Annotated in this window: 17 protein-coding genes; 11 read left to right on the top strand and 6 right to left on the bottom strand. The window is 71.6% G+C overall.

Going from position 1 to position 17,087, the window contains the following annotated elements; all coding sequences use genetic code 11:
* Nucleotides 1–30: 30 nt before the first annotated feature.
* From FHX82_RS28545 to FHX82_RS28535, 3 genes are read left to right on the top strand one after another with little or no spacing between them, the layout of a single operon-like run.
* Nucleotides 31–1,440, top strand: coding sequence for an MFS transporter (locus FHX82_RS28545; RefSeq protein ID WP_145932708.1), 1,410 nt, complete (start codon nucleotides 31–33; stop codon nucleotides 1,438–1,440).
* A gap of 1 nt (nucleotide 1,441) precedes the next feature.
* Nucleotides 1,442–2,335, top strand: coding sequence for an NAD-dependent epimerase/dehydratase family protein (locus FHX82_RS28540; RefSeq protein ID WP_145932598.1), 894 nt, complete (start codon nucleotides 1,442–1,444; stop codon nucleotides 2,333–2,335).
* On the top strand, nucleotides 2,328–2,687 hold the full coding sequence (locus FHX82_RS28535) for a darcynin family protein (protein WP_145932599.1): 360 nt from the start codon (nucleotides 2,328–2,330) through the stop codon (nucleotides 2,685–2,687). The genes FHX82_RS28540 and FHX82_RS28535 overlap by 8 nt, the downstream gene beginning before the upstream one ends.
* A gap of 29 nt (nucleotides 2,688–2,716) precedes the next feature.
* On the opposite strand, the gene FHX82_RS28530 is transcribed toward FHX82_RS28535, so the two are convergent.
* On the bottom strand, nucleotides 2,717–3,361 hold the full coding sequence (locus tag FHX82_RS28530; protein WP_145932600.1) for a GntR family transcriptional regulator: 645 nt from the start codon (nucleotides 3,359–3,361) through the stop codon (nucleotides 2,717–2,719).
* Between the two features lie 145 nt (nucleotides 3,362–3,506).
* Here FHX82_RS28530 and FHX82_RS28525 point away from each other — a divergent pair, with 145 nt between their 5' ends.
* The 3 genes from FHX82_RS28525 to FHX82_RS28515 are packed head-to-tail and all read left to right on the top strand — an operon-like array spanning nucleotide 3,507 to nucleotide 7,728.
* The gene (locus tag FHX82_RS28525; protein WP_145932601.1) at nucleotides 3,507–5,024 is read left to right on the top strand and encodes an aldehyde dehydrogenase; all 1,518 of its coding nucleotides are present in this window, start codon (nucleotides 3,507–3,509) and stop codon (nucleotides 5,022–5,024) included.
* A 14-nt stretch (nucleotides 5,025–5,038) separates the two neighbouring features.
* Nucleotides 5,039–6,415 carry an FAD-dependent oxidoreductase gene (locus FHX82_RS28520; RefSeq protein ID WP_145932602.1) on the top strand — a complete coding sequence of 459 codons (1,377 nt, stop codon included), beginning with the start codon at nucleotides 5,039–5,041 and terminating at the stop codon, nucleotides 6,413–6,415.
* 17 nt (nucleotides 6,416–6,432) lie between these two features.
* Nucleotides 6,433–7,728: an MFS transporter gene (locus tag FHX82_RS28515; RefSeq protein WP_145932603.1), complete on the top strand. Its 1,296-nt coding sequence runs from the start codon at nucleotides 6,433–6,435 to the stop codon at nucleotides 7,726–7,728.
* Nucleotides 7,729–7,734: 6 nt separating this feature from the next.
* Here FHX82_RS28515 and FHX82_RS28510 read toward each other — a convergent pair whose 3' ends face one another.
* The 4 genes from FHX82_RS28510 to FHX82_RS28495 form a co-directional block, all read right to left on the bottom strand.
* Complete coding sequence (locus tag FHX82_RS28510; protein ID WP_145932604.1) at nucleotides 7,735–8,607, bottom strand: hypothetical protein; 873 nt, start codon at nucleotides 8,605–8,607, stop codon at nucleotides 7,735–7,737.
* On the bottom strand, nucleotides 8,604–9,947 hold the full coding sequence (locus tag FHX82_RS28505; protein ID WP_145932605.1) for a hypothetical protein: 1,344 nt from the start codon (nucleotides 9,945–9,947) through the stop codon (nucleotides 8,604–8,606). The genes FHX82_RS28510 and FHX82_RS28505 overlap by 4 nt, the downstream gene beginning before the upstream one ends.
* Nucleotides 9,940–10,230, bottom strand: coding sequence for a DUF6403 family protein (locus FHX82_RS28500; RefSeq protein WP_145932709.1), 291 nt, complete (start codon nucleotides 10,228–10,230; stop codon nucleotides 9,940–9,942). Before FHX82_RS28500 ends, FHX82_RS28505 begins: the two co-directional genes overlap by 8 nt.
* 96 nt (nucleotides 10,231–10,326) lie before the next feature.
* Nucleotides 10,327–11,070 carry an SDR family oxidoreductase gene (locus FHX82_RS28495; protein WP_145932606.1) on the bottom strand — a complete coding sequence of 248 codons (744 nt, stop codon included), beginning with the start codon at nucleotides 11,068–11,070 and terminating at the stop codon, nucleotides 10,327–10,329.
* Between the two features lie 118 nt (nucleotides 11,071–11,188).
* Here FHX82_RS28495 and FHX82_RS28490 point away from each other — a divergent pair, with 118 nt between their 5' ends.
* Both FHX82_RS28490 and FHX82_RS28485 read left to right on the top strand, forming a co-directional pair.
* Nucleotides 11,189–12,112, top strand: a complete 924-nt coding sequence (locus tag FHX82_RS28490; protein WP_145932607.1) for a LysR family transcriptional regulator — start codon at nucleotides 11,189–11,191, stop codon at nucleotides 12,110–12,112.
* Between the two features lie 20 nt (nucleotides 12,113–12,132).
* On the top strand, nucleotides 12,133–12,273 hold the full coding sequence (locus FHX82_RS28485) for a glycosyltransferase family 4 protein (RefSeq protein ID WP_145932608.1): 141 nt from the start codon (nucleotides 12,133–12,135) through the stop codon (nucleotides 12,271–12,273).
* 1 nt (nucleotide 12,274) lies between these two features.
* Here FHX82_RS28485 and FHX82_RS28480 read toward each other — a convergent pair whose 3' ends face one another.
* Entirely contained in the window at nucleotides 12,275–13,915 is a 1,641-nt protein-coding gene (locus FHX82_RS28480; protein ID WP_145932609.1) for a hypothetical protein, read from the bottom strand.
* Nucleotides 13,916–14,020: 105 nt separating this feature from the next.
* Between FHX82_RS28480 and FHX82_RS28475 the strand changes: the two genes are divergently transcribed.
* Genes FHX82_RS28475 through FHX82_RS28465 form a run of 3 tightly spaced genes read left to right on the top strand, consistent with a single transcriptional unit; the run spans nucleotide 14,021 to nucleotide 17,057 of the window.
* Nucleotides 14,021–15,355, top strand: coding sequence for an NAD(P)/FAD-dependent oxidoreductase (locus FHX82_RS28475; protein WP_145932610.1), 1,335 nt, complete (start codon nucleotides 14,021–14,023; stop codon nucleotides 15,353–15,355).
* Between the two features lie 50 nt (nucleotides 15,356–15,405).
* On the top strand, nucleotides 15,406–16,164 hold the full coding sequence (locus tag FHX82_RS28470; RefSeq protein WP_145932611.1) for a three-helix bundle dimerization domain-containing protein: 759 nt from the start codon (nucleotides 15,406–15,408) through the stop codon (nucleotides 16,162–16,164).
* A 59-nt stretch (nucleotides 16,165–16,223) separates the two neighbouring features.
* On the top strand, nucleotides 16,224–17,057 hold the full coding sequence (locus tag FHX82_RS28465; protein WP_229881380.1) for an HpcH/HpaI aldolase/citrate lyase family protein: 834 nt from the start codon (nucleotides 16,224–16,226) through the stop codon (nucleotides 17,055–17,057).
* The last annotated feature ends 30 nt before the right edge of the window (nucleotides 17,058–17,087 follow it).

The following is a 17,087-nucleotide window of genomic DNA, read 5'->3' as shown; positions in this document are numbered from 1 at the left end:
GTGGTCTCGCGCAACGGTTTGCTCACGCTCATGTGCGCGTGCGTCGTGCTCGTCGTCGGGATGGTCGCCGCCATCAACCTCGCCGTGCCGATGCTCGCCGCGAGTCCGCTGCATCCGTCCGCGCCGGTGCTCGTGTGGATCGTCGACACCTACGTGATCTTCTTCGCCTGCCTGGTGATCCCCGGCGGTGCGGCGGGGGATCGTCTGGGGCGCAAAGGGGTTCTGCTCACGGGCCTGGTGCTGTTCGCCGCGGGCGCGCTCCTGTCGGCGGTGGCGCCGGACGTCATGCTCCTGCTCGCCGGCCGCGCGGTGACCGGGATCGGCGCCGCCGCCGTGCTGCCCAACACGCTCGCCGTCCTGCTGCACGCCGTTCCCGCCGAACGCAGGGGCGCGACGATCGCGACCTGGGCGTCGATGACCGGCATCGGCGGGGTCGCCGGCAATGTCGGCGGTGGGGTGGTGCTGTCGGGCGGCTCCTGGCGCTGGCTGTTCGCCGCCGTCGTGCCGATCGCGCTGGTGCTCGCTGTGTTCGTGGGACGCGTCGCGCCGGTGTCGCCACGTCACGACCGCCGCCTCGACCCGCTCGGCGCGGTGTTGCTCGTCGCCGCGTCGGTGGCGCTGCTGCTCGGCATCGTGCAGGGGCCTGAGGCGGGCTGGGGGAGTCCGGTGGTCGTCACCGGGTTCGCCTGCTCCGCCGCGCTGTTCGTGGCGTGGGCGCTCGTCGAGCTGAGGGCCGAACACCCGCTGCTCGATCCCCGCCTGTTCCGCCTGCCGAACCTGCGCAACGCGTGCCTCGGCCTGACGGCGATCTTCTTCGGCATGTTCGCGTTGTTCTACGTCAACGCGTCGTTCCTGCAGTACGGCAAGGGTTTCAGCGTGCTGGAGACCGGGCTCGGGATCATCCCGCTGACCGTGCCGGTGATCGTCGGCGCCCGGCACGTCGGACGGCTGGCGCAACGTGTCGGTCTTCCTACTGTCCTCTTGTTCGCTTTTCTTTTTGTCGGCAGTGGTCTAGTCGGATTGTCAACAAGCGACATAACGACGTCGTACCTCGTCTACGCCGCCTGGCTCGTCGTGACGGGAGCCGGGGTGACGCTGGCACTGCCGACGCTCTCCGGGGTGATCGCGGGATCGCTGCCCCCGGCGCAGGCCGGAGTCGGCACCGGACTGCAGGCCACCACCCGGGAGTTCGGCAGCGCTCTCGGCGTCGCGGTGATCGGCACCCTCCTCAATGGACGGTTCGCGACCGCGCTCCCCGCGGACCTCCGCGGTGCGCACACCGTGGCACAGGCACTGGCCGCGGCACCTGCCCGCGGACCGGAAGTCGTCACCGCGTTCGTCGTCGCCGCAGACGGCGGACTGCGGGTGATCGGGGTGACGGTGCTCGTCCTCGGCGGGCTCGTCGTCCTCCCATCCCTCACCAAGAAGAAGGAGTCCTGAAATGCACGTCTTCATCACGGGCGCGACCGGGTGGATCGGCTCGGCCGCGGTCGACCACCTGCTCGACGCCGGGCACGAGGTCACTGGCCTCGCGCGCTCCGAAGCCTCCGCCGCCGCGCTCGCGGCGAAGGGCGCCCGCGCGCGGCGCGGAGACCTGGACGACCTCGACGGTCTCCGCGCCGGCGCCGACGGCGCCGACGCGGTCGTCCACCTCGCGAACAAGCACGACTGGGCCCACCCGGCGGAGACCAACCGGACCGAGCGCGACGCGGTGCGGGCCATCGCCGAGGCGCTCGCGGGCTCGCACCGGCCGTTCGTCCTCGCCGCGGGCCTGCACTCCCTGGCGCCCGGCAAGGTCGCCACCGAACAGGACCCGTCCCCGTTCCACGGGGTCGAGTCCGTGCGGGGCGGCAGCGAGAACCTCGCGCTGGAGTTCGTCGCGCAGGGAGTGAACACGGTCGTCGTGCGCTTCGCGCCCACCGTGCACGGCAAGGGGGACAACGGTTTCCTGGCCGGGCTCGTCGCGGTTGCCCGAGCCAAGGGGGAGTCGGCGTACCTCGGCGACGGCACCCACCGCTGGGCGGCGATCCACCGCGACGACGCCGGACGCGTCGTGCGGCTCGCCCTCGACAGGAAGGCGCCGGCACGCACGATCCTGCACGCCACGGCCGAGCCGGGCGTTCCGACGCGCGACATCGCCACGGCCATCGGACGGGCGTTCGACCTGCCCGTCGTCGCCGTTCCGCAGGAGCGGGCGGGGGAGCACTTCGGGTGGCTCAACAGGTTCTTCGGCACGGACATGGCGGCGAGCAGCGAGGCGACGCGGACGCTGCTGGGCTGGACACCGGGCGGCCCGAGCCTGGCCGACGACCTCAAGGACGGTGCGTATGCCTGAGTTCGAGGCGAACGTCACGGCGTTCATGCTGGTCAAGACCACGCCGGAGTGGTTGCGGCTGTCGGTCGGGGAGCGGGTGAAGGCGTTCGAGACCGAGGTCCTCCCGGTGGTCAAGGCGAAGGCGAAGGACGTCCGATCGCGCTTCTTCGACACTGAGTTCTACTCCGCGCGCGTGACCGACGTGTGGGTGTGGGAGGCGCGGGACCACGAGGCGTACCAGCTCCTGGTGGACGCGCTGCGCGAAACCCCGTTCTGGGACAAGTACTTCGAAGTCGTCGAGCTGCTCGTCGGCGTCGAGAACGGGTACGCCAGGAACTACGGCGTGGAGGCCGTGGCTTCCATCGAGGCGTGAGCCGGGTGGGTCCGTGCGGCCCACCCGGCTCACCGCGAAAGAGCCGTCGCCGCCGCGTTGCGGATGTGGTCGCGCCACAGCGCGCTCGCCGCGTCCGCGTCGCGCGCGGCGATGCGTGCCACCACCTCTTCGATCTCCGCGATGCTGGACTGCGGGCGGCCGCTGTGGCTCAGCGACCGCGCCCGCAGCTGGGCCAGCCTGCCGTGCAGCAAGTGTGCCTGGGAGTGCAGCACTTCGTTGCCCGCGCCCGAGTACAGCACGTCGTAGAACTTGGTCTTCGTGCTCAGCATCCGGGCCACGCGCCCGGACTCGTGCGCTGCCTTGAGTTTCGCCAGCGCGTCCCGCAGCCGGGTCACCGTCTCGTCCGACGCCCGCTCCACGAACAACCGCACGGCGAAGCATTCCAGCGCTTCCCGCACCTCGTAGATCGCCCGGGCCTCCTCGTCGCTGAGCTGCGCGACCGTGGGGCCCTTGTGCGGCGGGATGACGAGAAAGCCCTCGGCCTCCAGTTGCCGGCAAGCCTCGCGCACCGTGTTGCGCGACACGTCGAGACGCTCGCACAGCTCCCGCTCGACGAGCCGCTGTCCCGGCTTCAGCGTGCCGCTGACGATCTCGGCGCGGATGGCCTCGACCGCCTGGGTGCGGACCGGCGCGGCGGCGTGGATCACCTTCACGGCGCCAGCCTAGTGATTGCCGGATTGTAGGTCAAACAACGATCGGACCAAACTCGAGAAAGAGCAGCTCAGAAACTCGAAGTTGACCGATTGTGGGACAATCATCTAGCGTCGGCCGGGTCATCGAAGACCCAGGAAGGCAATCATGTCGCAGTCCCTGCCGGACACCCCAGTCGAGGGTGTCACCCGCTACGGCCTGTTCATCGACAACCAGCAGTCGGCCCCGATCGAGGGTGACTACCTCGACGTGGTCAACCCCGCGACCGGCCGCGTCTGGGCGCAGGTGCCCAACGCCTCGGCCAAGGACGTGGACGCGGCGGTCGAGAGCGCCCGCCGCGCGTTCGAGGAGGGTGACTGGCCCGCTCACCGGGCGGCCGACCGGGCGAAGTTCCTCATCCGCTTCGGCGAGGCCATCGCCGACAACGCCGACGAGATCGCCCAGCTGCAGGTCAACGAGAACGGCAAGCTGATCCGCGAGATGGTCGGGCAGGCCAAGCTCATGCCCGAGTACTTCAACTACTACGCGGGCCTCGCGCAGATGCCGACCGGCAGCACGAACCCCCTGCACGTCCAGCAGATGCTCAACTACACCGTGCGCGAGCCGCTCGGCGTGGTCGCGGCGATCACGCCGTGGAACTCACCGTTGCTGCTGCTGGTGTGGAAGCTGGGTCCGGCGCTCGCCGCCGGCAACACCGTGATCGCGAAGCCGTCCGAGGTCACGCCGGTCTCGGCCATCCGCTTCGCACAGCTCGCCGCCGAGGTCGGCCTGCCGCCGGGCGTGTTCAACGTCGTCACCGGGCTGGGCAGCCCCTCGGGCACCGCGCTGACCGGGCACCCGGGTGTGGACAAGATCGCGTTCACCGGTTCCACCGCCACCGGGCAGGCCATCGCCGCACAGGCGGGCCGGACGCTCAAGCGGGTTTCCCTGGAACTCGGCGGGAAATCGCCCAACATCGTGTTCGACGACGCCGATCTCACGAGCGCGGTCAACGGCCTCGTCGCCGGGATCTTCGGCGCCAGCGGCCAGACCTGCATGGCGGGGTCCCGGATCCTGGTGCAGGACACCGTTTACGACCAGGTGGTCGAGGAGCTGACGCGGCGCGCGGAGGCGATCGAGGTCGGCGACCCGCAGAACCCGGCCAGCGAGATGGGCACCGTCGCGTGCCGCCCGCAGTACGAGAAGGTGCTGTCCTACATCGAGGTCGCGAAGGCCGACGGGGCGCGGCTCGTCGCCGGTGGCACCACCGCGCAGGTCGACGGCTTCCCCGACGGCCTGTTCGTCCGCCCGACGGTGTTCGCCGACGTCACCAACGACATGCGCATCGCGCAGGAGGAGGTCTTCGGCCCGATCGCCTCGCTGATCCGCTTCTCCGACGAGGACGAGGCCGTGCGCATCGCCAACGACACCCAGTTCGGCCTCGCCGCCGGGGTGTGGACCGGTAACGTCCAGCGCGCCCACCGCGTCGCGAGCAGGCTCCGCGCGGGAACGGTGTGGATCAACAACTACCGCAAGACCTCCTACGCCACCCCGTTCGGCGGTTACAAGCAGAGCGGCCTCGGCCGCGAGAACGGCGCCGACGCGCTGCGCGAGTACACCGAGGAGAAGAGCGTCTGGGTCGACACCGGCCAGGGCGTCAAGGACCCGTTCAACCCCCGCGCCTGACACAGGAGAAGAGCATGACGACATCGGCAACGTCGCCGGACCCCGTCGTGGTGGTCGGCGCGGGCATCGCGGGCCTCTCGGCCGCCGTCTCGGCGGCCGAGCAGGGCGCTCCCGTCGTACTGGTGGACCGGGCCGGCCCGCTGGAGGCGGGTGGCAACACGAGGTGGACGTCGGCGTACCTGCGCCTGGACGACGTCTACGAGCCCAGCAAGTCCTTTGTGGACGAATTGGTCGGGTTCTCCGGTGGCCGCACCCCGTCGTGGTACGTCGAGGCGCTGGTCGAGCGCCTGCCCGAGGCGATGGAGTGGATCCAGGGCCATGGCGCGCGGTTCCGGCGTCTGCCGACCTACTTCATCAACAGCAACCGGCCCCGCCTCCAGCCGCAGGGCGGTGGGGAGGCGTTGCTGGCCGCGCTGCGGCCGGCCGCGGAGAAGCTCGGCGTCGAGTTCCGGTACCACACCACGGCGCAGCACCTGGTGACCGGCGAGGACGGCCGGGTCACCGGCGTCCGGGTCAGCGATCCGGACGGCGAGCACGTGCTGCCCGCCCGCGCGGTGATCATCGCCTCGGGCGGGTTCGAGGGCGACCCGGCGGCGTTGGGTGAGGCGCTGCCGGGGGACGTCAGCACGCTCATCCCCATCGCGCCCGGGGTCAGGTTCAACAAGGGCGAAGGCATCCGCATGGCGTTGGCGGCCGGGGCGAAGCGGGGCGGGCAGTGGGACAGCTTCCACGCCGAACCGGTCGACCCGCGCGCGGACAACCCCGAGGCGCTGGTGATGGTGTTCCCGTACGGGATACTGGTGAACAAGCTCGGAGAGCGCTTTCTCGACGAGGGGCGCGGCACCGTCGACGAGACCTACGAGAGCACGGCGCGGGCGGTGTGGGCGCAACCGGGCGGCATCGCCTACTTCATCACCGACCGCAGGTTCGAACTGGTCGGCGACCGCGAACGCGGCCTGTTGACGGGGTGCAAGCCGGTCACCACCGAGAACGTCGAAGACCTCGCGGCCGCGCTGGAGCTGCCCGTGGCACGTCTTCGCGAGACCGTGGCCGCCTACAACAAGTCCGTTGTGGACGGTGAGTTCGACTGGCGCCGTCCGGACGGCAAGCACACCGAAGGGCTCACGCCGCCGAAGAGCAACTGGGCGCTGCCCGTCGACGAGGCCCCGTTGCTGGCGTATCCGGTGGCCTGCGCGATCGTCTTCACCTTCGGCGGGCTGGAGACCGACGCACAGGCCCGCGTCGTCGACGAACAGGGCGCGCCGATCCCCGGGCTCTACGCCGCAGGCGAGTGCACCGGCATCTACCACGACAAGTATCCCGGCGGCACGTCCGTGCTGCGGGGCCTGGTGTTCGGGCGGGTGGCCGGTTCCGCGGCCGCCACCGCCTGAGCGTTCCTGGAGGACCCATGACGGCTCCCATCTCGGCGCCCGCGACGGCGCCGGCCGGGCCCGTGCCCGGCAAGTTCCGCACACTGTTCGGCGCGGGCATCGGCAACACGCTCGAGTGGTACGACTGGAGCGTTTATGCCATCTTCGCGCCCTTCTTCGCGAAGCAGTTCTTCGTCGGTGGTAACGCGACGAGCGCCCTACTGTCCACATTGGCCGTGTTCGCGGTCGGTTTCCTGATGCGCCCGCTGGGCGGGTTCTTCTTCGGCTGGCTCGCGGACCGGCGGGGGCGGCGGTTCTCGCTGACCGCCTCGATGATCATGATGGCCGCGGGCAGCCTGCTGATCGGCGTCGCGCCGACGCACACGACGATCGGCGTGGGTGCGGCGGTGATCCTGCTGCTGGCGCGGTTGCTGCAGGGGCTGGCGCACGGCGGGGAGATCGCGGCTTCGTACACCTACGTCGCCGAGATCGCGCCGCCCGCGCGCCGCGGCCTGTGGGCGACGAGCCTGTACTTCTCGGTCACGGCGGGCATCGTGCTGGCGTCGCTGATCGGCGCGGCCGGGTCGAGCCTGTTCGGCGAGCAGGCGTTGCGGGACTGGGCGTGGCGCCTGCCGTTCCTGCTCGGCGGCGTGCTCGGGCTCGTCGGGCTGTACCTGCGGCGGACGCTCCGGGAAACCGCGGCGTACCGCGAAGGCGCCAGCACCCGCAGTACCCGCGAACTGCTGCGTGCGTTGGGGCGCAACAAGAAGAGTCTCGCCCGCATCCTCGGGCTCACCGCGGGAGTAACGGTCGTCTACTACATCTGGGCGGTCGGCATCACCGGTTTCGCCATCGACAGCAAGGGCGTCGACGCGACGGCCGGTCTGTGGGCGACGGTGGCGGCGAACGTGTTCTTCATGATCACGCTGCCGCTGTGGGGCAAGCTGTCCGACCGCTTCGGCCGCAAACCGGTGTTCATCGCGTACGGGATCGCGTTCCTGGTGCTGTCGTTCCCGCTGATGGGGCTCATCGACGACTCGGCGGTCCGGCTCGGGGTGCTGATGGGCGTGGCGCTGTTCTTCCTGGGCGCGTTCGTCGGCATCATGCCCGCGTACTTCGCCGAGCTGTTCCCGACGGAGGTCCGCGCGTCCGGGGTGGGCGTCCCGTACTCGGTGATGGTGGCGCTCTTCGGCGGGACGGCGCCGTACGTGCTGACGTGGCTGCACGCGCACCAGCTGGACTGGGTGTTCTCGTGCTACCTCGTGGTGCTGGTGGCGATCGGCCTGGTGACGACGTTCCTGACGCCGGAGACGCGGGGCAAGCCGTTGACGTGAACGCGGTCAGCCTGAACCGGACGCTGCCAGCGCCTGGTTCAGGCGGCCGCAGCGGCGGATCAGGTCGTTCACGCCCTCGGGAGTCGGGTCCTCCAGCAGATCGACGTAGTCCGCCACCAGCGCCCGGTACCGCTTCGCCAGGCGGTCCTCCCGGGGAAGGGACGCGTAGCGGGCGTCGAGGTCGATGAGCTGCTGGGCCAGCACCGCGGCGCTCGCGCTGAGCTCGCTGCGCGCGTCGGCCGCCGCGGCGCGGCGTTCCTGGCGCTCGGCGGCGAGCCGTGCCGCGCGGCGGGCCGTGAAGTAGATGCCCGCCGCGCCGCCGAGCACCGCCACCACCGCGGCGCCCGCGACGAGGTACCGGGGCAGCGACGGGCTCACCGTGCGCGCCCCGTCCGGCACCAGATCGCTCTGCACCAGGCGGTCGTAGTTGACGGCCACCACCTTCAGCATGTCCAGCGGCCGGTCCGGGAACGCGTTGATCCCGTCGATGATCACCGACTCCGCGACGAACGCCTTGCCGAAGTTCTCGTCGTCCCGCCCCGGCAGCAGCGCGCAGCCGTAGGTGTCGTACTCGTCCTTCCCGGGGCTGAGCACCAGCACGACGTTGCCCTCGGCCGCGTTCGTCACGTCGTCGCACGTTTTCCGCAGGTCCGAACCCGGTTGCAGCAGGATCACGACCAGCCTGCGGTTGCCGAGGATCCGCTCGCCCGCCGTCTTGTCCACGTCGATGCCCGGCGCGACGTACAGCGACGACGCGCGGACCTCCCGCGCGACAGGGCCGTCGAAGAGCCCGCCGGACCACAACGCCCAGCCCGTGAGCACCAGGCAACCCAGCACGGCGAGCCCGAAAACGCTGGTGAAGAACCGCAACACCCTCATGCCAGCCGCCCCCGCAGGTAGTTCTCCGGACGGTAGTCGGTCCGGCCAAGGCCCGCCGCCACCTGGTCGAGCTCACCGCTCGCGTCCGCCAGCAACGTCCGGACCTGGTCGTCCGGCAGGCGGTCCCGCACCGCGTCCCGCGCCGCCTGGAGCGCGGTGATCGCGCGGGTCAGCGCCGCGTCGGTCGCCGCGCCGGTCAGGCCGGACACCTCGATCGCGAGCGCGGTCAGCCCGGCCAGCCGGACGTGCGTGGCCGCGTCGGCGAGCCGGGGCGCCTTCGTGCGGGCCGACCGCGCCGACAGGACCAGGAACACCGCCGCGCAGGCGGCGAACAACCACGGCAGCACGGGGAGCGCGACGCGCAGCGCGTCGAACGGCACGTACGGCAGCGGCCGGTCGAACAGGCCCGCGTACCGCACGGCGGCGACGTTGTTCAGGTACGCGGCCAGGACATTGCGCTGCGGGTAGGCGTAGGTGCTGAGCCGGTCCCCGAACTGGCCGTAGAAACCGGCCGCCGCGACGTCGGCGAAGTCGGCCGCCTGCGGACCGTCGTACTCGATCCACGAGCCGTACACCACGACGATCGGGCGGCCGGGGAACAGCACGGTCAGCGCGGGCCCGTACTGCGGCAACGGCTGCCCGAACGGTTGCGGCGGCAGGACCACGTACAGCGCCGGGGACGGGAACGCCGCCTGCGCCGCCCCGGCGGGGATGTCGGTGACCGTGGTGCCGGGCGCGAGGTACTTCCCGGAGCCGCGCAGGGCGCCGGTGACCTGCGCGAGCTCCGCGGCGCTCGGCGGGCGCCACCGCACCGCCTCGACCCCGTCCGGCGAAGGCCGGTTGTACTTCTTGGCGATCAGCGTGAGCAGCAGGTCCGTGACGTCGCCGGTCGCGAACTGGGCCTGCCACTCCGCGAACGTGCTGGGCACCGCCTGGCTGCCGCCGCCCGTGACCTGCGTGCCGAGCACGACGAGGTCCGCGTCGTCCACCGCCTTCACGCGGTCGCGGGCGGCCTCGTCCAGCCCGGGCGGGGCGACCAGGATGCGCAGGTCCGCTTCGCCGATCGCGTCGCGAACCCGCTGCTCGTCCCAGGACGCGACCGACCCGGGCAGCCGCACCACCGCGTTCGCGTGGACCAGTGCGGTCATCTCGTCGGTCGAGGGCACCGTCGCCCCGCTGAGCTCCCCGGCCGACCCCTCCGGAATCGGGTCCTCGGCCTTGGGTGCCTGGCCGTAGCTGACGCTGACGCTCTGCTTCTGCGCGACGAGGAACACCACGACGAATACCACCGCGGCCGCCAGACAGCCCCAGCGCACCCACTCCCACCGGCGCCTAGTCACGGGCGGCCTCCCGCCACAGGCGGTCGGCGCGGCGGGCGTACTCGGTGGCCGCCTCCGCCGCGCGGGCGCCGTCGCCGTCGGCGATCATCCGCTCCGCACGGGCGAGCAGCTGCTCGGCCTCGGCGACGTCACCGGCCGCGTCCCGGCTGACCTCGGCCATCGCGACCGCCGCCCGTGCCGTGGACCACGCCGTGCGGTCGAGCTCGGCGCGTGCCCGTCGCCGGGGCAGCAGCACCCCGGCGAACCCGGCGACTCCGAGCACCACGGCGGAAACCACCCACATCACCCACACACGCGCCCGCCTCAAGATCGACAACCCCGGGAGGAGTCGGATTCCCCTTCCGGCCCGTTACGACGGCGCGGGAGTGCGCGTGGTTCCTCAGAGCTGGGTGCCGCCACCGTCCACGGGCAGTTCGGCGCCGGTCGTGAAGGTCGCGTCGAAGGCGAGGAACAGCACCGCGTTCGTGATCTCCTCGGGCTTGCCGAAGCGCAGCATCGGGTTGTTCTCCCGCATGTGCGCCTTGGTCTGCTCGGCGACCTCCTTCGGCAGCTGCTTGTCCAGGATGCCGGTGTCGATCGGCCCGGGGCTGACCGCGTTGACGCGGATGCCCCGCGGCAGTAGCTCGCGGGCGAGGCTGCGCGCCATGGAACGCAGCGCGGCCTTGCTCGCCGCGTACGCGCTCACGCCCGGGTAGCCCAGCACGTTCACGACCGAGGTGGTCAGCACCACCCCGCTGCCCTCGTTCAGCAGCGGGGCGAGCTTCTGCACGGTGAAGTACGGACCCTTCGCGTTGATCGTGAGCAGCCGGTCGTACTCCTCCTCGGTCGTCCCTTCGAAGGGGGCGAACCCGCTGACACCCGCGTTCACGAACAGCGCGTCGACGGTGCCGAACTCGGTCTTCACCCGGTCCGCGAGCTCGTCGATGTCCGACAGCGACGCCGCGTCGCTGCGGACCGCGATCGCGTTGTCCCCGAGTCGTGCCCGTGCGGCGTCGAGGGTCTCCTGGGTACGCCCGGTGATCAGCACCCGGGCGCCACCGGCCACGAGCCGTTCCGCCGTGGTGAGGCCGAACCCGCTGCTGCCGCCGGTGATGACGACATTCCTACCGTCGTACTTGCCCATTGTTGACAATCCTTTCGTCGTACTTGACTACTTCCAGTCAAGTTCGACGGCGCCAAGGCGTCCAAGACCTGTTCCGCACCTCGTCATACCGCCCGTGCATGACGCGTAATCTGGGGACATGCCCGACTTCGATCTCCGGCTGGTGCGGTACTTCACGGTTGTCGCGGAGCACCTGAACTTCGGGCGGGCCGCCGCGGCGCTGCACCTCGCGCAGCCGTCGCTGAGCAGGCAGATCCAGCGGCTGGAGCACCAGCTGGGCGTCCGGCTGTTCGACCGCACCCCGCAGGGCAGCCGGCTCACCGAGGCGGGGGAAGCGTTCCTGCCGCAGGCGCGGGCATTGCTGGCCGCGGCCGACCAGGCCGCGTCGGTCGCCCGCGCGTCCGCCCCGGCGCGCTCCATCACGGTGGGTTACACCGATGCGCTGGTGATCACGCCCGCCGTCCGCGAGCTGCGCCGCCGTCACCCGGACGCGCAGGTCCACACCCGGCACCTGGACTGGACCACTGCGCCCGCGGCGCTGCTGGAGCGCCGGGTGGACGCGCTCGTCGCGAGGGCGCCGCTGGCGACGCCGTCGGACAAGCTGCGGGAGACCGTGTTGTACGAGGAGCCGCGGGTGCTGGTGGTGCCCGTGTTCCACCGCCTGGCGGGCAGGGCGTCGGTCACGCCGGAGGACCTCGCCGACGAGAAGCACGTGCCGTGTCCCAACGCGACCAGCGAGTGGGAGGCGTTCGCGCACCTGGAACCCCGCCCGGACGGCCGCCCGGTGCGGGTCACGTCCGTCCAGATCGACGGCCTGGAAGAGAAGCTCGAAGCGGTCGCGGAAGGCCAGGCGATCGTGCTCCTGCCGGCGGGCGACCGCCGCCTCTTCCTCCGCGACGACCTGGTCACGGTGCCGGTCGAGGGAATCGATCCGTCCCGCGTGGTGGTCGCCACCCGGGAGGGTGAGCGCAACGACCTGGTGGCGGAGTTCCGCCGGGTGGCGCGGGAGTCGCTGGGCGCTCCGCGGCTGGTCGGCGCAGTCGGCGTGCCCGCCTCGGCCTAGCTCTGCTCTATCCTGCGGACATGGCCGAAGAACACCGCACCGAGGGTGGGGATCCGGTCTGCTGGCTGGCCCGCGTCTGTCCCGAATGCGGCCTCTTCGCCGAGGACGACGAGGCCGTCACCTGCGCGCGCTGCGGCGCCCGGCTGCGCGACGACGAATAGCTCAGCGGCGCGGGCACAGCTCGATCGTGTCGGTGACCGTCAGTGGCGCGGTGCAGTCGAAGGTCGCTGTCAGGCGGGTTCGCACCGCTGGTTCCAGTTTCGCCGGGTCGAGCCACCCGTGGTCCAGGACCAGCCAGGACGCCCGCGTGTTCTCGACGCAGCCGACGTTGTCACGGTAGCTGTCCAGCTCGCGGACGTACGGCAGGAACGTCGAGCGCTGGAGCCAGACCGGCGACGCGTACCGGCAGTCGGTCGGGTTGCCGAGCAGGTAGTCCACATCGCCGAACGTCAGGTACAGCACCGGCGTCTCGGGCCCGATCTCCGTGCGCGCCTGCAGGAACCGCGTGCGCAGGTCCGCCGTCTTCCCGAACAGCGACGTGTTCGTCTCCGCCGCGTGCGCCATGTTCACGCTGTACGCGGCGTGCGGCAGGTTCGCCGCCCCGAAGGCCAGTGTCATGGCGATCGCCGCCCACGGCACCCAGTTCCGCGGCACGCGCAGCCGGTTCGCGAACACGCCCAGCGCCGCGATCACCAGGAAGACCACCGTGATCGCGGCGAAGTGCTCGCTGCGCCACGCCGCCGGGTGGTAGAGCACGAAGGCCGACGCCAGCCCGCCGACCGCCGCCGGGACGAGTGCGGCCACCGAACGGGTCGCCGCGACCACTCCCGCGGCGAAGACGGGCAGCGCCGCCCACTGGTACAGGTAGCCCTCGCCCTGCACCAGCGCCCCCGCCGCGATCAGCACGACACCGGCCAGAACGAGCACCGGCCGCCAAACCGCGCCCGCGGGCACCGGGCCGTCAGGGCCTGCGGGCACCGGGCGGCCCGCAGCGGGCACCGGGCGCCGCACCGCGGCCGCGGGCAGCGCGAGCACGATCGGCGAGACGACGAGCAGGTTCGCGGCCGACTCGCCGAACGTCCGCCAGTCCAGGTCCAGCCCCGCCCGGGGCAGCGAGTACGGGAACAGCCCCGCCATGTCCTGCGTCCACTGCCACTCCGTCGGCAGGAACAGCCAGGTCACCAGGACCCAAAGCCCGCCGAACCCGGCCGACCACCCCACGGCCGACCACCCCTTGACCACCAAGCAGGCCGCCACGATCGCGATCACCGCGTACGGCAGGGTTGACAACTTCGTCGCGACGCACAGCACCGCGAACAGCCCGGCCAGCGGCGCCGCGAAACGACTGGGCAGCAACGCGGCCCCGAACGCGGCGGTCGCCCACAACGCACCCGTCCAGTCCGGTTCGAGGAAGGTCCAGTTCGGAGCGAGCGCCAGCGCGATGCCCAGCGCCAGCGCGATGAACCCCGCGCCCCGCACCTCCCGCCGGTGCAGCCCGAACCACACCAGCGCGGTGACGGCCGCGACCAGGACGAGCACCTCGGCCCGGACCACGGCCTCCGCGAACGTGCCCGTCCGGTCGGTGAACAGGCGCGTCGGCAGGTCCAGCAGCGCGACGAACACCCGGTAGGCGAGCGGGCGGTGGATGAACGCGCCGTACACGCCCTCGGGTGCGACGCGCAGCCCGCCGAAGGCATAGCGCACGTCGAAGTTCAGCCCGATCCACAGCGACGTCGCCGCGGCGGCGAGGACGGGAACGAGGGCCCAGGGCCACGGACGGCGGTGCTCCAGCGCGACGGTCACGCGAAAGTATGGCGCGCAGCGCACCCCGGACGCGCGGCGGGACGTGTCGAGCCGGGACGGAGGGGGTAGCCGGGTCGTGTCCGGTCAGACGACAGGGGAGCGACGATGGTGGAGACGCACGAGGTCGTGATCGTGGGCGCGGGGTTCGCGGGGGTGAGCGCCGCGAAGGAACTCGCCTCGCACGGCGTGGACGTGCTGCTGGTCGACAAGAACAACTACCACCAGTTCCAGCCGCTGATCTACCAGGTCGCCACCGCCCAGATCGCCAACCGCGACGTCGCGCGGCCGCTGCGCGCGATCTTCCGCCGCGACCGCAGCGTCAAGGTCACCACCGCCGAGGTGACGAAGATCGATGCCGGCACCCGCACCGTCACCACCTCCGACGGGCTGGAGTTCCGCGGCCGCATCCTGGTGATCGCCACCGGTGCGGAGGTCAACTTCTTCGGCATCCCGGGCGCGGACGAGCACGCCTTCCCGCTGTACTCGCTCGACGACGCGGCGCGACTGCGCTCGCGGCTCCTCGGCGCGCTCGACGCCGCCGACCGCGATCGCCGCTATGTGGAGAAGGGCGCGCTCAACGTGGTGATCGTCGGTGGCGGGGCCACCGGTGTCGAGACGGCGGGCGCGGTGGCCGAGAGCATGCGGGAGGTCGTGCCCGCGTACCTGTCGAAGGAGGTGGCGGCCTCGGGCAAGGTGTACCTGGTCGACATGCTGCCGGACATCCTGATGCCGTTCAGCGAGAAGTCCCGCAAGTACGCGGCCGAGCGGCTGCGGGCGGCGGGGGTCGAGCTGAAGCTGGGCGTGAGCGTCACCGAGGTGCGCAAGGACGGCGTGCTGCTGAAGGACGGCACGTTCATCCCGTCGCGGACCGTGGTGTGGGCCGGTGGCCTGAAGGCCCGCGGGCTGCTCGGCGACTCGGGGCTGCCACAGGGCAAGGGCGGCCGCATCGACGTGGGCCCGGAGCTGACGGTGCCCGGTTTCGAGGGCGTGTACGCGCTGGGCGACTCGGCCAACATCACCGACGCGAAGGGCCAGAAGCTGCCGCAGCTCGGGTCGGTGGCGCAGCAGTCGGGGAAGTGGGTGGCGCGGAACATCCTCGCGGACCTGCGTGGCGGGCGGCGCGAGCCGTTCGTCTACCGGGACAAGGGCATCATGGCGATGATCGGCCGCGGCGCGGCGATCGCGGAGCTGGGCAGCAAGCACCAGCACTTCGCGGGGCCGCTGGCGTTCCTGGCCTGGCTGGGCGTGCACGTGGCGCTGATGTCGGGCGTCCGGGAGCGGATCGGCGCCGTCGTGAGCTGGTTCTGGGACTACGGAACCCGGCGGCGGCCGCAGATCGTCGTCGACCGTCCGGACGCGTACCGGATCGACTGGAGCGAGCCGGAGCAGGGCGGGAAACAGGAGCAGAAGAAGCAGCAGCGGGCGCGGGCCTCGGCCTGATAATCGTCACACCCGGTGCGGACAGCGAAATCTCTGTTTAACCTGAGTTCATGGGCAGTTCGACGGCGGAACAGCTGCGCGAGTCGTTCGTCGACGAGCAGATCGCACGGCTGGAGGAGCGGCTGCGGCGCGAGCAGGACGTGCCGCCGCAGCTCCTGCACGGCTGGGTGGAGGACGCGCGCGGGCGCTTCGCCGGCGCCAGTGTGACGTCCTTCCTGCCGATCCTCGTCGAGCGGCTGGTCCGGGCGCGGCTCAAGGCCGGTGCCGTCGCCGACGCCGCGGCGTGGGCCAAGCGCTTGCTCGAAAACGAGCTGCCGCGCCGCTGGCAGCACAGCCAGGGCGTCGCCGGTCGCGCGGCGGAGATCGCCCGGCTGCTGCCGCGGGACGAGGGCCAGGTGCTTGTGGTGTCGGCGTGGCTGCACGACATCGGGTATGCCGCCGAGGTCGCGGACACCGGCTTCCACCAGCTCGACGGGGCCCGCTACCTCGCGCGCCACGGCGTGCCGCGGCGGGTCTGCGCGCTGGTCGCGCACCACGCGGGAGCGGCGGCCGTCGCCGAGCTGAACGGGCTTTCCGGTGAGCTGGCCGAGTTCGAGGACGAGCGCGGCGTGGTGCGGGACGCGCTGTGGTACTGCGACATGACCACCAGCCCGGACGGCGCGCACATGTCGTTCGACGAGCGCATGGCCGAGTTGCGGGCCCGGCGCGGGCCGGACGATCCGGTGGTGCGGGCGCTGGACCGCAACGGCGACGAGCGGGCCGCCGCCGTGCGGCGCACCGAGGAGTTCCTCCGCCGGCACGGCCGCTGAGCCGAAAACGCCTCCCTTGGGCGGGGGAGGCGGCGCTCCTAACGTGACGGTGTCGCCGCGTGAAGGGGACCGCCATGGCCAGCTACGCCGAGCTCGTCGCCCACAGCCGCTCCCTGCTCTTCGTGCCCGGGCACCGTCCCGACCGGTTCGCGAAGGCCGCCGGCAGCGGGGCGGACGTCGTCGTGCTGGACATCGAGGACGCCGTGGGGCCGGAGTCGAAACCGGCCGCGCGCGAGCACATCGACGCCTGGCTCGCCGGTGGCGGGCGCGGGGTCGTGCGGGTGAACGCGGCCGGCACCCCGTGGTACGACGAGGATCTCGCGATGCTCGCCGAGCACCCGGACGTCGTGATCATGCTGCCCAAGGTGACCGCGCCGCACCAGATCGCCGAGGCGCTGTCCCGGCTGGCGTCCGACGCGCGGGTGCTGCCGTTGGTCGAGACCGCGGCCGGGGTGCTCGCGGTCGACTCGTTGCTCGCCGTGCCCGGCGTGTTGCGCGCGGTGTTCGGAAACGCCGACCTGGGCACGGAAATCGGCGTGGCGCCCGAGGAACGGACTGCGTTCGCGTACCCGCGCTCACGCATGGTGATGGCGTCCGCGGCGCTGCGGCTGCCGCCGCCCATCGACGGGGTGACCATCCGGTTGCGCAGTGTCGAAGCCATCACCGACGACGCGCGGCACGCGTTGTCGATGGGGTTCAGCGGCAAGCTCTGCCTGCACCCGTCGCAAGTGCCCGTGGTGAACCAGATCTTCTCGCCGAGCGAGTACGAGCTGGAGTGGGCGCGCGAGGTGCTGGACGCCGCCGCCGACGGGTCGATCCAGCAGCTGCGTGGCCAGGTGGTGGGCAAGCCGATGCTCGAACGGGCCCGCCGCCTGCTGAAGTTCGCCTCCTGACCGCGTTTTCCCTGGCAGAAGGGAGTTCCA

The sequence above is a fragment of the Amycolatopsis bartoniae genome (genome assembly GCF_014191255.1).
In the GTDB taxonomy this organism is placed as follows: domain Bacteria; phylum Actinomycetota; class Actinomycetes; order Mycobacteriales; family Pseudonocardiaceae; genus Amycolatopsis_E; species Amycolatopsis_E bartoniae.
Note: the sequence above shows the minus strand (reverse complement) of the source record. Positions and strands in the feature narration are given on the sequence as shown.

Excerpts from the sequence above, each read along its gene's own strand:
- FHX82_RS28545 (WP_145932708.1), top strand. The coding sequence starts at position 31 with ATGTGCGCGTGCGTCGTGCTCGTCGTCGGGATGGTCGCCGCCATCAAC.
- FHX82_RS28535 (WP_145932599.1), top strand. The coding sequence starts at position 2,328 with ATGCCTGAGTTCGAGGCGAACGTCACGGCGTTCATGCTGGTCAAGACC.
- FHX82_RS28510 (WP_145932604.1), bottom strand. The coding sequence starts at position 8,607 with ATGAGGGTGTTGCGGTTCTTCACCAGCGTTTTCGGGCTCGCCGTGCTG.
- FHX82_RS28525 (WP_145932601.1), top strand. The coding sequence starts at position 3,507 with ATGTCGCAGTCCCTGCCGGACACCCCAGTCGAGGGTGTCACCCGCTAC.
- FHX82_RS28515 (WP_145932603.1), top strand. The coding sequence starts at position 6,433 with ATGACGGCTCCCATCTCGGCGCCCGCGACGGCGCCGGCCGGGCCCGTG.
- FHX82_RS28495 (WP_145932606.1), bottom strand. The coding sequence starts at position 11,070 with ATGGGCAAGTACGACGGTAGGAATGTCGTCATCACCGGCGGCAGCAGC.
- FHX82_RS28485 (WP_145932608.1), top strand. The coding sequence starts at position 12,133 with ATGGCCGAAGAACACCGCACCGAGGGTGGGGATCCGGTCTGCTGGCTG.
- FHX82_RS28475 (WP_145932610.1), top strand. The coding sequence starts at position 14,021 with ATGGTGGAGACGCACGAGGTCGTGATCGTGGGCGCGGGGTTCGCGGGG.
- FHX82_RS28490 (WP_145932607.1), top strand. The coding sequence starts at position 11,189 with ATGCCCGACTTCGATCTCCGGCTGGTGCGGTACTTCACGGTTGTCGCG.
- FHX82_RS28520 (WP_145932602.1), top strand. The coding sequence starts at position 5,039 with ATGACGACATCGGCAACGTCGCCGGACCCCGTCGTGGTGGTCGGCGCG.
- FHX82_RS28540 (WP_145932598.1), top strand. The coding sequence starts at position 1,442 with ATGCACGTCTTCATCACGGGCGCGACCGGGTGGATCGGCTCGGCCGCG.
- FHX82_RS28470 (WP_145932611.1), top strand. The coding sequence starts at position 15,406 with ATGGGCAGTTCGACGGCGGAACAGCTGCGCGAGTCGTTCGTCGACGAG.
- FHX82_RS28500 (WP_145932709.1), bottom strand. The coding sequence starts at position 10,230 with ATGTGGGTGGTTTCCGCCGTGGTGCTCGGAGTCGCCGGGTTCGCCGGG.